This is a genomic window from Capnocytophaga sp. HP1101, from assembly GCF_054772415.1.
This window is the reverse complement of sequence record NZ_BPUU01000008.1, coordinates 46,998-60,573: the sequence shown is the minus strand read 5'-3', so window position 1 is coordinate 60,573 and position 13,576 is coordinate 46,998. Positions and strand designations below refer to the sequence as shown.

Annotated in this window: 13 protein-coding genes; 2 read left to right on the top strand and 11 right to left on the bottom strand. The window is 41.4% G+C overall.

Annotated features, from left to right (window positions below; all coding sequences use genetic code 11):
• Positions 1–82: 82 nt before the first annotated feature.
• The 10 genes from RCZ04_RS05815 to RCZ04_RS05770 all read right to left on the bottom strand — a co-directional run bounded on the left by RCZ04_RS05815 (position 83) and on the right by RCZ04_RS05770 (position 10,180).
• Positions 83–877 carry a helix-turn-helix domain-containing protein gene (locus tag RCZ04_RS05815; protein WP_460485019.1) on the bottom strand — a complete coding sequence of 265 codons (795 nt, stop codon included), beginning with the start codon at positions 875–877 and terminating at the stop codon, positions 83–85.
• A gap of 13 nt (positions 878–890) precedes the next feature.
• Positions 891–1,505 carry an endonuclease III domain-containing protein gene (locus RCZ04_RS05810; protein ID WP_460485087.1) on the bottom strand — a complete coding sequence of 205 codons (615 nt, stop codon included), beginning with the start codon at positions 1,503–1,505 and terminating at the stop codon, positions 891–893.
• A gap of 18 nt (positions 1,506–1,523) precedes the next feature.
• The gene (locus tag RCZ04_RS05805; protein ID WP_460485018.1) at positions 1,524–4,016 is read right to left on the bottom strand and encodes an excinuclease ABC subunit UvrA; all 2,493 of its coding nucleotides are present in this window, start codon (positions 4,014–4,016) and stop codon (positions 1,524–1,526) included.
• Positions 4,017–4,103: 87 nt separating this feature from the next.
• Positions 4,104–5,273: an alpha/beta hydrolase gene (locus RCZ04_RS05800; protein ID WP_460485017.1), complete on the bottom strand. Its 1,170-nt coding sequence runs from the start codon at positions 5,271–5,273 to the stop codon at positions 4,104–4,106.
• A 24-nt stretch (positions 5,274–5,297) separates the two neighbouring features.
• A complete protein-coding gene (locus tag RCZ04_RS05795; RefSeq protein ID WP_460485015.1) occupies positions 5,298–5,873 on the bottom strand; it encodes a hypothetical protein in 576 nt (191 codons plus the stop codon).
• Positions 5,874–6,041: 168 nt separating this feature from the next.
• A complete protein-coding gene (locus RCZ04_RS05790; protein ID WP_460485013.1) occupies positions 6,042–6,671 on the bottom strand; it encodes a hypothetical protein in 630 nt (209 codons plus the stop codon).
• Positions 6,672–7,862, bottom strand: coding sequence for a hypothetical protein (locus RCZ04_RS05785; protein ID WP_460485012.1), 1,191 nt, complete (start codon positions 7,860–7,862; stop codon positions 6,672–6,674). It lies immediately after the preceding gene.
• A 14-nt stretch (positions 7,863–7,876) separates the two neighbouring features.
• On the bottom strand, positions 7,877–8,329 hold the full coding sequence (locus RCZ04_RS05780; RefSeq protein WP_460485010.1) for a hypothetical protein: 453 nt from the start codon (positions 8,327–8,329) through the stop codon (positions 7,877–7,879).
• A 104-nt stretch (positions 8,330–8,433) separates the two neighbouring features.
• Positions 8,434–8,742 (bottom strand): hypothetical protein, encoded by a 309-nt coding sequence (locus RCZ04_RS05775; protein WP_460485009.1) that lies wholly within the window; start codon positions 8,740–8,742, stop codon positions 8,434–8,436.
• An 850-nt stretch (positions 8,743–9,592) separates the two neighbouring features.
• Positions 9,593–10,180, bottom strand: a complete 588-nt coding sequence (locus RCZ04_RS05770) for an NUDIX hydrolase (RefSeq protein ID WP_460485008.1) — start codon at positions 10,178–10,180, stop codon at positions 9,593–9,595.
• A gap of 5 nt (positions 10,181–10,185) precedes the next feature.
• On the opposite strand from RCZ04_RS05770, the gene pyrE reads away from it, so the two are divergent.
• Both pyrE and RCZ04_RS05760 read left to right on the top strand, forming a co-directional pair.
• On the top strand, positions 10,186–10,827 hold the full coding sequence (gene pyrE / locus RCZ04_RS05765) for an orotate phosphoribosyltransferase (protein WP_460485006.1): 642 nt from the start codon (positions 10,186–10,188) through the stop codon (positions 10,825–10,827).
• Positions 10,828–10,845: 18 nt separating this feature from the next.
• The gene (locus RCZ04_RS05760; protein WP_460485005.1) at positions 10,846–11,562 is read left to right on the top strand and encodes a carboxypeptidase-like regulatory domain-containing protein; all 717 of its coding nucleotides are present in this window, start codon (positions 10,846–10,848) and stop codon (positions 11,560–11,562) included.
• A gap of 57 nt (positions 11,563–11,619) precedes the next feature.
• Here RCZ04_RS05760 and ftsH read toward each other — a convergent pair whose 3' ends face one another.
• Positions 11,620–13,575 (bottom strand): ATP-dependent metallopeptidase FtsH/Yme1/Tma family protein, encoded by a 1,956-nt coding sequence (ftsH, locus tag RCZ04_RS05755; protein WP_460485004.1) that lies wholly within the window; start codon positions 13,573–13,575, stop codon positions 11,620–11,622.
• Between the last annotated feature and the right edge of the window lies 1 nt (position 13,576).

Below are 13,576 nucleotides of genomic sequence, written 5' to 3'. Positions count from 1 at the left end.
CCATAAGGAGATGATTAATAGAATGGTTTTCATCTTTTTGGGGACAAAGGTATAGCAAGAGAGCGTTATGGTTATAGGACTTTTATAGGTTTGTTCGGTACTTTTCTCTAAAAGCAGAAGGAGTGAGGTTTGTTTTCTCTCTAAAAAGACGAGTGAAGTAAGAAGGATCGTCAAAGCTTAAACGATAGGCGATTTCGTTTATAGTAAGCGAGGTGTAGAGCAATAAGCGTTGGGCTTCGGTGAGCGTTACAGATAGGGCTAATTGCTTAGCGGAGAGTCCTGTATGAGATTTGCATAACACATTCAGCGTTTCGGCAGAGATTTGTAACCATTCGGCATATTGTTGTATACTGATACGATTGCCCAAATGTTGAGAGAGCAGTTGTTGGTATTGTTTTACAAGAGAAGGCAACGCTTCACGCTGTGGACTCATTTGTTTTTCAATAAGCGAAAAGAGATAAGATAAGGCAATGTATTGTCTTTGAGTATCGGTTTCCTGCTGTAGTTTAGTGAAAATAGTTCGGATAAAAAGGGTGTCCTCTTGGGGTATATCCACGTAAGGCATACTAAAAGTTATGTGCAGTTCCTTTGCCAAGGCAGGAGTAAAGCCGGCAAAAAAGCCTTTGGTATCGGTGCTGTACTCCCAGTTATGCACTTGGTGAGGATTCATCAAAAAGAGGCGATACGGCAATATTTGAAACGCCTCAAAGTCGATGGTATTGAAGCCACTGCCTTCACAGAACCATACGATAGCGTAATAACTATGTCTATGCGGCCACTCTATACCTTCGGGGTCGGGAGTTTCCTCAAAGATACCTACGTGTAAGCTGGTATGTGCGGGGGTGTTTACTATGTCGGTGATGTGATAAGTTTGCATTTAATATGTTACTTTATTCTAAGAGCCATTGCTCATCGGTAGCTCCTTTGCGGTAGGCTTTGCCGTGAACATCAATGACAGCGTGCCACTCTTGGCAGGTTTTTAAAGGAATTTCGGCTACTAAGGGCATACACTCTTCGCGTAGGGCTTTATAGGTTTGCGCTGTGGTGAGGTTGAGGCGGGTCAAGAGGCGCAGGGCGTACTGGTCGGCAATGAATACATTGCGCTCAAAGATGTAGAGCAACATTGCATCGGCAGTCTCTTCGCCTACGCCTTTGATGGTAAGCAATTCCTTGCGGAGGTCGTCAGTAGGTATGGCTTCAAACTTTTGTAAGGAAGCCCCGTGTGATACGTACCAGTCCATCAGGGCTTTGATGTAGGTGCTTTTTTGCTTGTAGAACCCAGCAGGACGTATATATTCCTGCAAGACAGTGTGCTCCATACTGTGCAATGCTTCTACCGAAAGGTGTCCTTCTAAGTTAGCAAGGGCTTTTTCGGTGTTCTGCTGGGTGGTTTGCTGAATAAGGATCATAGCCACCCAATCGGTGATACGGTTAGGGTCGTTCCACCAATGTTGCTCGCCGTAATGGGCTAATAATTTGTTGAATACTTGGACTTTTTGCACTATTAACGATTGACAAATGTGTTATATGTATTTCCCTGTGATACTATGAGGGTTCTTCTTGACATCGTGAGGAGTGCCTTGTGCTACTATTTTGCCGCCAGCAGTGCCTCCACCGGGTCCCATATCGATAAGGTAATGGGCAGAGCGGATTACATCGAGGTCGTGCTCTATGACGATGACGGTTGCCCCTAAAGCGAGTAGGCTATTAAATACCTCTTGCAATGTTCGCACGTCCTGCGGGTGTAGCCCTATGGTGGGTTCGTCGAAGACAAAGACGGTATCGGATTGGCCTTTGCCCATTTCGGTGGCTAACTTCAGGCGTTGGGCTTCTCCACCCGACAATCCTGGGGTGTCTTCGCCTAAAGAGAGGTAGCTTAGCCCTAATTGTTGCAATACTTGTAGCTTCTGGTGTACCTGTTTGAGGTCGGTGGTTGCGTTTAGCGCTTCGTCAATACTCATACTCATCAGCTGGGGGAGGCTGTAGGATTCGCCGTTTTTGGCGGGACGCAGCACCCTGTAGGCTTCACGTTTGTAGCGACTTCCTCGGCAATCGGGGCAGGGAATGTCCACATCAGGGAGGAACTGTACATCGAGAGAGATTTGCCCTGTACCGTCGCAGGTGGGGCAACGCAGGCTTCCTGTATTGTAGGAGAAGTCGCCTGCCTTATAGCCTTGTAGCTTGGCGTCGGCGGTGCGAGCGTAGATTTTCCGCAGTTCGTCGTGAATATTAGCGTATGTAGCGACGGTGGAACGCACATTGATGCCTATGGGAGTGGCGTCAATCAGTTTTACCTGACGGATACCTTCTGCCTCTATCGCTTTGATGTGTGAGGGAAGTTTCTTGCCTGTAGCCTTTGCTTGCAAGGCAGGGATGAGGCTTTCCAACACTAAAGTTGTTTTGCCAGAGCCCGACACTCCTGTAACTACTGTAAGTCTGCCTTTGGGGATAGTTACCTCTAAGGGTTGCACTGTGTGCAGCGTATCGGTGGAGAGGTGTATGGTTCCGATAGCAAAGAGTTCTTCCTGAGAAAGCGGTGCGGGCAAGGCAACGTCTTGCTTAAGGTAAGGTGCTATAATGGATTGAGGGTTCTGCTCTATTTCTTCGACCGTGCCTTGGGCGATCACATTGCCGCCATAGGCACCTGCTCCTTTGCCCATTTCGACCATATAATTAGCGTGGGTGAGCACTTGGGTATCGTGATCGACGAGGATAACCGAGTTGCCGTCGGCGATGAGGTCGTCCATTACGCCCGTTAAGCCTTTGAGATTGTGAGGGTGTAGCCCGATAGAAGGTTCGTCTAACACATAGAGCACGCCCGTGGTACGGTTGCGCACGGCACGCGCTAACTGCACCCGTTGGCGCTCACCGGTAGAGAGGGTTGCCGCTGCACGATCGAGGGAGAGGTAGCCTAAGCCCAAGTCGAGCAGGCGATGGGCTGTGTCAGTAAAGGCTTCGCATATATTTTTAGCCATTGGACGCATTGCTTCGGGCAAGGATTCGGGTACGCCTGCTACCCAAATCATCAGCTCATCGAGGGTCATAGCGGTGGCTTCGGCTAAAGAAATCCCCCTAAGGCGAGGGGCACGTGAGGCTTCAGAAAGGCGTGTACCGTGGCAATCGTGGCACACTTCCTCCTTTAAGAATTTTTCAAGGCGCTTCATTCCCTTTTCGTCTTGTACCTTATCCAAAGCATTCTGCACGCTATATACGGCACTGTAGTAAGTGAAATCCATTTCGGCTGTTTGCCCTGTTTTGGGATTTAGGTAGAAGATATGTTTCTTTTCGGCAGGTCCGTGGTATACGATTTCTTTTTCTTCGGGCGTCAAATCCTTGAAGGGGACATCGGTACGTACGCCCATTTCGCGGCATACGTCTTTCATCAGCGACCACATTAGAGTGCCCCATACTACGACAGCGCCCTCGTCGATAGTGAGGTTTTCGTTGGGGACTAAGGTGCTTTCGTCTACCATTCTTACGGTACCTGTACCACTACAGGTGGGGCAAGCCCCGCGACTGTTGAAGGCTAAATCCTCGGCACCAGGTGCATAGAAGTGCGTGTGGCACTCAGGGCAAGTGATTTCCTGCTCGGCAGCAACGGCTAAAGTAGGCGCTACATAATGTCCGTTAGGGCAACGGTGGTTGGCAAGGCGCGAGAACATCAGGCGGAGGCTATTGAGGAGTTCCGTCATTGTGCCGAAAGTGCTTCGGATACCTGGCACGGTGGGACGCTGGTGGAGGGCTAAAGAGGCGGGGACGTAACGCACGTCGTCTACCTCGGCGCGCTCAGCTTGGGTCATACGGCGGCGTGTGTAGGTAGAGAGGGACTCTAAATAACGGCGTGAACCTTCGGCATAAAGCACGCCTAAGGCGAGGGAGGACTTGCCAGAGCCCGACACTCCTGCGATACCTACTATCTTATTAAGGGGGATATCGACGTCTATATTCTTCAGGTTATGCACCTTAGCACCGCGTACTTCAATGTGCTGGGGGCGTTGTGGGTTTTCTTTTTTCATTGTATAGTGAGTTCTTGAGTGGTGGTGTTCTGGGGGCGGTCGGTGGCGGTGATGGTGATGGTGGGTAGTGAATAGTTTGGTTAAGATTTATAAGTGTTTCTCAAAGAAATTGAGAGTAAGTTCATTTAGCTTACGATGTGTTTCTTTAATAGGTGTTTTACCACTGAGTCCTAACTGCTGTGCAAAGGGCAACCACAGGGGAGCATCGGTGAAGTCTATATGAAAAATATTGGATATTTCTACAAATTCACTATCGTGGGTGTTCTTGCACAAGCTTTTCATCGTGCTAAGGTGCTGCTCTATATCGCTTTCTGTCCATCCTCCTGAGTGTTCTCTTTCTGTGCGCATAGCTTCTGCAGGGCGTGTGATAACCATTGTGGGAACCGCTAAACCTGCTTGCGCTATTTTCTGTGGAATTGGTGATTCCATAATTAAGTTTGCCTTGATACGCGCGTCCTTTGATGAGGCTTCGGATAGGATTACTCCTCCGAGCGACACTCCAAAGGCTCCTAACTTATCGATATTGAGCTTAGAGGTAAGGAGATTATTAGGGTCGTTCGTGTTGATTTCTGTAAGAAAATCTATGACTTGGGATACATCTTCTGCAAAGTAGGCGATGATTCCCCCTTTAGAAGTTTTTCCGTTATAAGTAAGAATGGGGTTCTCTTCTGTTAAACTGTTATCAATCAGTGGATTTATCACACTTTTCGGCTGACTTTTAAGGGTGCTGCCATCGGGGAAAGTAGCCAATACTACCGCCATAGGGCTGTCTATTCCCACTACTATATATCCTTGTGAGACCAATTCTTGTATCTGAAAAGTACTCATTGTTCTATGTCCGTAGAGCCCTGTGAGATACAATAGTACGGGATAGGAGCTTTTTTCCTTGCTTATGGGGGCTTTTTCTAAAGCATTAGAATGCTTGAATCTCAGCGGATAGAGTAATGTTTTCGGGATGTGTAAAAGTTCAGAAATAGCTTCAGTTACCTTGGTAGTTTCAGGAATATAGGGAGTATAGTCGGTGCGATTTGTGTCTTCGGCAGGATACCACACTTGTATAGGTATTTGCCTGAGTTGCTGTTTATCAGTGATGAAAAGCTCTTCTCTATGAGGGTCGGTTACCCAATAGCTTACAGTCCCGATGGCGTATTTGCCTGTAGGTTTTGTAAAAAGGGTGGGGCGAAATATATAGTAAGCCATTGCTATAAGCAGACATAACACTATAGTTATGAGGATATAAGCCATTTTCTTTTTCATTTTATTTGTTTAAGGGCATTTGTTTTATTGTATGGTAACTTCTTGATAGGTAGTGTTCTGGGGGCGGTCGGTGGCAGTGATGGCGATAGTAGTGCCTTTTAGATGAGGGTTGAGGGCGGTGGTGTGGTAGAGCCAAGTGCACGAGCTATCATTTTGTAACAGCGTTGCAGTGCCTTCTTCGATGATTTCGTCGTGATGGGTGATGGTTACTCGCACGGCTGTTACCTTGAAATTATCGGTTACTTCAATACTGATGCTCTCACCAATGCGTGTTCCAGTATAATTCGAAACGTTTATATGAGCGATTTCAGGAGTCTTCATAAAGTCAGAAAGCGCCATTTTATAAGCACCTTTTAGTCCACGATGTTTGGCTTCGGCTTCATATAGAGCTTTGAGGTCAGGGTCTTGAACGGAGCTTTTAGCATAGTTATTAGCTTCTTTAAACCGATTGTTTTGCTTGATGAGCGTAGGATGAGTAGTAGGCTTACGGTTTGGTTTAGCGCAAACAATAGTCTTATCACCTACTTGACGAAAAAAGAATTGACTGCCTACTTTACCTGAAATACCTTGCGTTAGAGTGTTGTTTTTTATGTGTCCCATAGTTTTTTAAGATTTAGGGTTTAAGTGTTAGATTGGTGCAAAGGTACGGTACAATTATCAAATTAGCAAATTAACAGATGGGTAAATTAGGGAGATAAGATAATAAAAATCCGATACAGCAAGGTGGCTATACCGGATTTTGTTTTTGTTGTAGTGCGACGGGCAGGATTATAGATTAAACGCCTCTTTCAATTCATTATATACGGTTTGATAATGAAAGTTAGTTGCAGAAGGGTGAGAAATATACATAGCAGCGATTTCTTTATTACCTACTTTGTAGTAATAGAATCCCTTTCCTTTATTGATGAGCGTATTTTCCTTGGAGCGATATTCTCCCGTGTAAGGCATATTTATCCAGAGTCTATGACTCCAAACTACAATAATATCGGGTTGATAGGTTTCTAACACTTCCCAGAAAGCCTTTTCTGATTTTGCAAATTGTTCGGTCGTAGGCGACTGACGAGGGCCTGCCATAGGTTCTTGTACGTAGTTATAGAAAACTACACGCTCCCAAAAATCTACTATCTCATCAGCAGAGAGTTCTCCATTATGGAAAACTTTAGCAAACTTGGTGAAGGTACGCATCCAATTAGCGTGCTCTCTTTCGCCCTTTTGATAGTTTTTAAACTCTTGTACTATGTAGTTAGTAAAAGTAGGGTCATCAAGAGAGGCATTACCTTCAGCATCAGCGCTATAATGACTTTCACCTAACACCAATACTTTTTTACCTTGGTAGCCTTGTTCATATTTTTCGCCTATGTAAGGGGTGAATAATACGGAATGTAATTGTTTTGTCATTTATCTAAAAATATTTAAAAAATCATCTAATCTAGACGAACCACCTCCTACTTTTTGTTTTCTGATTAACTCTCCTTTTCTGACACGAATATCCCCTATTTCTTTTTCTAAATTTCCTCTAATTTCTTTCTCTTTGGAGGTAAAAGCAGAATCATCAAAAATAGGTTTTGAAGGAGTAATGCTATTGTAATCAAACTTCTTTAAGGAATTGATTTTTACATTAATCTCATTTATTTTAGCATTTGCTTCAGCCACAACACTTTCCTTGTTATTTTCTTTATCTTTAATAGCATTAAAGTTTTGCTGCTCTTGTTCACGTTTACGCTTTTGCATCGTCTCAGTAGCTAAAGATTTTTCATAAAGTAATTTATCTTTCTTGTCTTGTGCTAATTTTCTTGTGTCGTTATTAATTGAAAGGTATTTAGATTCAATTTTTCTTTTATTAGCAGAAAAATTAGTAGTTCCTAAACTCTTAATTTCTGCTTGCTCTTTAGCCTTATTGTTCTCTAACTGACGAATAAGTTCTTCATCAATAGCTGATATTTTCTTGTCATATTGATCTATAGATTCTCCCAAAAAGGAAAAACCTTCTAACTCTTTGATTTCCTCGTCGATATTATTGATATCACTATTCTTTTTTTCTCTTATTGCCTTGATTTGGTTTTCTAAATAAGTTATTTGAGAATTTATCTCATTTTTCTTTTGAGAAACTGCTACAGAAACTTTTGCCTGATACTCTGCATTAAATTTCCCAAGAGCTTCTAATCTTTCCCCTTCATTAGCGTCTAAGGCTTTAAAGTATTTAGATAAAACCTCATAGTATTTTACCATCTCACAAAAAAGCTCGTATGTATTTTTATTAGGCTCCCCACCACTAACATACATAGTAGCTGTTTCTAATTCTTTGAGATACTCTCTTGCTTCCTCTCTAAGATCTCTATTTTGAATATTTTTTGGGAAAGCAAGGTTAGAATCTGGCCAATACGCTTGGGAAAAAGACATTGTTAAGTTATAGCGATTCCTATCATAGAAGCTACTACCTGTGTTTCGTTTAAAAGTTCTGTAATCCACTATTGACGCTTTAGCTGTCTCATATCGTGGGTCTGATTCAAAATCGGTTTGAGAAAAGGATATTTCAACAAAACCAATAAAAAATACCACACAAAGTGTTTTAATTATTGTACTTTTCATTTTCTTTAGCTTTTTTAATATTCTAAAACTATGTAGAACTGCCCTTCATCATCAATTTGGACAGTATAACTAATTCTCATACTTTGAAGCATATCACTTTTTACTGTAGCTTCACAACTACATTTTTTATTCTCACCTTCTTTAGGTTCTTGTTGGGTAAGTATGTTTTTGATTGAAAGATTTTCAAAGTATTTAGCAACGTACTGATTTGCTCTTACTTCTATTTTTTCTCTTTCTTTTTTCAATACTTCATCATATGAAATATTATTGGTATAAGCATAATCTCTTAAATCAGAAGAATTAAGATTATTTAAAATGAAATCATCTTTTAGTCGATCTTTCATTTTTTCTTGTAGCATTTCTAAAACAAGTTTTTTTACTTGTTCATCGCTACATTTAGGTGTTTTTGTTATATTACAAGCTAACAATAGCATTGATAATATAAGTAGAATTACATTCTTTTTCATTGTTTGATGTATTTTAAAATTAAACTTCTTTTTGTGAGTTGCATACTATCTTTCATTATTAACAAAGTTTTAGAAGTAGGGGTAAAAATACCCCTACTTATTTTTTATAGCCACTTATGAGAAAGCTCTTTTAGCCTCTCATCATAGACAAACAACATTTTATTTTTTGTAAATGAAATTGTCTTCCCTGCTACATTCCTAAATTCGCCCAAAGAGTTTTCCCAATTATGGGAAATTTCTTTTAACTTCTCATCATAGATATAAAACATTTTATTTTTATAGAATACAACAAGTTCAGAGCTAAATCCCATTAGCTCTCCAAGACTATTTTCCCAATTATGTGCAATCTCTTTTTGTTTTTCGTCATACACATAATACATTTTATTTTTTAATTCAACATTTGATATTGGCATTGTTATAAAGTTTAAGGTTATTTTCTTACTCACTTATAGGCTTTTCAGTTACTCCTTTTTATAAAAATCAGCCCTTCGGATAGCTGTTCTATTTCAGTTACAAAATTACAGTGGGTAATGGTCAAACTATGACTCTTGTAAATATTTCTTCACTTTAAAGCATAAAAAAACGTGATGCATTCCTTCTTACCCATTATAGAAGCCCGACCAAAGGCAATATCAAAAGGTAAAAGGAATGCCCACGCTTAACCGCAGGCATTTCCACTACACTTTTCCTTTTGATATTTGAGAAAAATTGGTCGTATTTCTATAATAGGAAAATGTAAAGCGAAATGCTAAATTATGTCTTTATGTAATTGTTTTTCTGTTTCTTTTAAATAGGGTTTAAAGAGTGTTTAAATTTGCGACAAAAGTATGAATAATATTTTTATGTGCAAAGCTTTTAGGAAGATTTTTTAGTAAAAAAGCGTGTAGAATTGTTTTTCCTTCGGTATAGATTCGCTTAGTGTTCACTATAGAGCCGATGTAGAGCCGATGTAGAGCCGATGTAGAGCCGATGATAGTTCGATATAGGTTCGGTGTAAGTTGGGTGTGAGTTCGGTGTGGGTAGTAATAAAAAAGGCACGAGGTATGAGCTCGTGCCAACTGTAGATTTTTAGGAGTTCTATTTTTGAAGAGGATATCCCAAAAGTCGCTTTTGCATCGCTACAACTCCCCCTCTTGGAGGGGGCTGGGGGGAGGTTGTCTCATAGCTACTTGATTATTAAACTCTCGCGGACAACCTCCAAAGGGACGACAATCCATAAAAGTGATTCTTAGGACTTTTTAGAACCTCTTCCTCTCTTTTTTCCTATTTATTGAATATTTTCTGTATATTTTTATAGGAATCTTTCACCAATTCTCGTACCTCTGCCTCGTCTTTCCAACACGCTTTTTCGATGTCTTCTTCGGTTTGAGGGACTAACTTTTTCTTGTAGGTGGTGGTCATATCGTACCAATAAGTTTCCTTTAGGAAATACTGTCCGTCGCGTTTGAATATGTGATAGGTGGTCATACGGAAGCGCTGAATAAGGAGTTTTTTAACGCCTGTTTCTTCTTCGACTTCGCGCAGGGCACAGGTGGCGATGTTCTCACCTTTTTCTTTCTTTCCTTTGGGCAAGTCCCATTTGCCGTGACGCTTAATCATCAGCACTTTTCCTTCAGGGTTGTAGACAATGCCTCCCCCTGCTTTGATGGTAGGGATAAGTTGCTTAAACTTCTTCATAAGTTTCTCTTCCTTAGGGTGATACAAGTAGATTTTATCCACTTCTTTTCGCTTGAGTTCCTGCAAGATAACATCAAGCGTAACATCTTTTAGCAGAAAATATTTGACGTTCTCAATATTTTCTCGTACATTTGTCAAAATAATCGACTTTTCGTCTAAAAATATTTCATACATAACCTATGATTTTAGATAATATTACGGCGCAGACTACTGCTGAATTTTTACTGCAAATTAACGCAATTAAATTGAATTCTGAAAATTATTTTACTTGGGCGAGCGGTTGGAAGTCGCCTATTTATTGCGATAATCGTATAATTCTCTCATTCCCAGATGTCAGAAATCACTTTGCTAATGTATTAGCCAAAGGCGTAAAAGAGCATTTTGCTCAAGCGGAAGTGATTGCTGGGGTAGCTACAGGGGCTATTGGCATCGGTATGTTGGTGGCTAATGCGCTCGGGTTGCCTTTTGTGTATGTGCGCCCCGAACCTAAAAAGCACGGCAGGCAAAACCAAATTGAAGGGCTGTTGCGTGCGGGGCAGAAGGTAGTGGTAATCGAGGATCTTATCAGTACGGGAATGAGTAGTCTTAATGCGGTAAAAGCCCTGCGTGATAGCGGTGCCGAGGTATTAGGAATGCTTGCGCTCTTCTCTTACAATTTTGATGTGGCTAATGAGCGTTTTGCCGAGGAAAAAGTGCCGCTTTACACGGCTGGTGATTATGGCAGTCTGCTTGAAAAGGCTTTGGAGTCAGGTTACATTAAAGCGGTAGAGTTAGGGTTGCTGAAGCAGTGGCGAGAGAGTCCGGACACTTGGAAACAGTAATACACTTATAACAGTTTTATGAAATATCTAATTATCATATGGTTGTTTTTTAGTGTAAGCATCTCTGCACAAAATGAAGTGCGTGGCAGGGTGATGCGCGATACAATACCCTTATCGGGAGCTCACGTGATGAACCTTTATACCAATGCTATTACAACTACTGATGCCAATGGTTATTTTACACTGAAAGCCCGTGAACGCAACACTTTGCAGATTACTTTTGTGGGAATGCAAACTGTCTATCGTGCTCTTACAAAAGCTGATTTTGGCTTTGGTGGAGTTTTAATACAAATGAAGGAACAGGTCAATCAGCTTGATGAGGTAGAAGTATCGAAATATCAGGGGGTATCGGCTCAAAGTTTAGGTATTTTACAGCACGCTCCTGTGGAGCGTACTTTTGCTGAAAAGCGATTGTATTCTGCTACTCATAGTGCAGCAGGAAATTTGTTAAGCATTGATTTGCTTATTAACACCATAACAGGAAGAAAGAAACTTTTAAAGAAAATTGTAGCCAATGAGAAGAACTTAGCGGTAGCTACTTATATACGTGAAAATATGAAAGCATTTTTACAAAAAGAACTCAAGCTAAGTGAAGAGGAAATAGATGTTTTGGCTTACTATGTAATGGAAAGAACCGACTTCCACGAGCTTGTAAGAAAGAAGGAAAATAAGCAAATGGAGTTTATGCTTATAGAAGCGTGGGGTGAGTATCAGAAATTAGCAAAAGCAGAATGATAAAGAATAAAAAAAGATGTATCAAAGAGAGTTTGATACATCTTTTTTTTATTGTGATTACGATACAACATCTGAAGATTTATCTTCTTCTTCACCTGTATCGTGAGGGTCTTTAAATTGGCGCTTACCAAAGATGCTTTCGAGGTCATCGCGGAAGATAACTTCGCGGTCTAAGAGCAAGTTTGCCAAAGTAGTGAGCTTATCTTTATTTTTGGTAAGAATATCAATAGCACGCTGGTATTGTTCTTCTATAATCTTAGAAATCTCTTCATCTATCAGATGCGCTGTTTTCTCACTATAAGGTTTGGTAAAACTATAATCGGACTGGGCTGAATCGTAATAAGTAAGGTTCCCTATCTTGTCGTTCAATCCATAAATGGTTACCATAGCGCGAGCTTGTTTCGTTACTTTCTCAAGGTCGCTGAGAGCTCCTGTTGATATTTTGTCGAATATTACTTTCTCAGCAGCTCTACCTCCAAGGGCAGCACACATCTCATCGAGTATTTGCTCGGTACGTACGATTTGGCGTTCTTCTGGTAAATACCAAGCAGCACCCAGCGATTGCCCGCGAGGTACAATGGTTACTTTTACTAATGGTGCAGCGTGCTCTAAGAGCCAACTTACGGTAGCGTGCCCTGCTTCGTGGAAGGCAATTGCTTTGCGTTCTTCAGGAGTGAGGATTTTGCTTTTCTTCTCTAAACCGCCTACAATTCTATCTACCGCATCAAGGAACTCTTGTTTGCTTACCGCTGTTTTTCCTTTACGTGCTGCAATAAGAGCTGCTTCGTTACATACGTTAGCAATATCAGCCCCTGAGAAACCTGGGGTTTGTTTTGCTAAAAAGTCGATGTCAAGTGTTTCTGCTGTTTTAATAGGGCGCAAATGTACTTCAAATATCTGTTTACGCTCATTTAGGTTAGGCAAATCTACATAAATCTGACGGTCGAAACGACCTGCACGCATCAATGCCTTATCCAAGATATCAGCGCGGTTAGTAGCTGCCAAAACAATGACATTGGTATGTGAGCCAAAACCGTCCATCTCGGTAAGCAATTGGTTGAGGGTATTCTCACGCTCATCATTAGCTCCCGTCATTGCATTCTTACCACGAGCACGCCCTATAGCATCGATTTCATCAATAAAAATAATACAAGGCGACTTCTCTTTGGCTTGTTTGAAAAGGTCACGCACACGAGAGGCACCTACCCCTACGAACATTTCCACAAAGTCAGAGCCTGAAAGCGAGAAGAAAGGTACTTGCGCTTCACCTGCTACGGCTTTAGCTAAAAGGGTTTTACCTGTACCTGGAGGACCTACTAATAGCGCCCCACGTGGTATTTTACCTCCCAATGAGGTGTATTTATCAGGGTTTTTGAGGAAGTCTACAATCTCTTGTACTTCTTCTTTTGCTCCTTCTAAACCTGCTACATCTTGGAAAGTTACTCGCGTTTCTTTCTTTTCATCGAATACACGTGCTTTTGATTTGCCAATACTGAAGATACCACCAGCTCCTGCACCACCTGCCATACGACGCATTATAAATATCCACAAGCCTAAAATCACGATAAAAGGCAATATGGTAAATAGTAAATCACCAAAGATATTTTGCTGGGTTTTGTTTTCACGCGTAGTGCTGAGGTTATTATCTTTTACAATTTGGTCGAATCGGTTTTCGAAGTTGCTCAAATCACCTAATTCAAAACGGTATTGGGGCACTTCTCCTGCGTTAGCACCTTGCATAAGGGAATTGCCTGTAGGCTTCACCTCTTTGTGCTCTTCTTTTTTAAGAGCATCTTCGGTGAGATATACATTAGCTTCTTTCCGATTCAAGATGATGATTTTAGAGACATCACCATTGCTGAGGTATTCCTCAAATTTAGATTGCGGTATCTCCTTAGGTTGCGACCAAAAGCTCGCTCCTGAATAATAATTAAAACCTATGAGAATCAGCAGTAATATGGCATATAACCAATAGGCTGAAAAACGAGACCCGTTGCTTTTGTTGTCGGACATA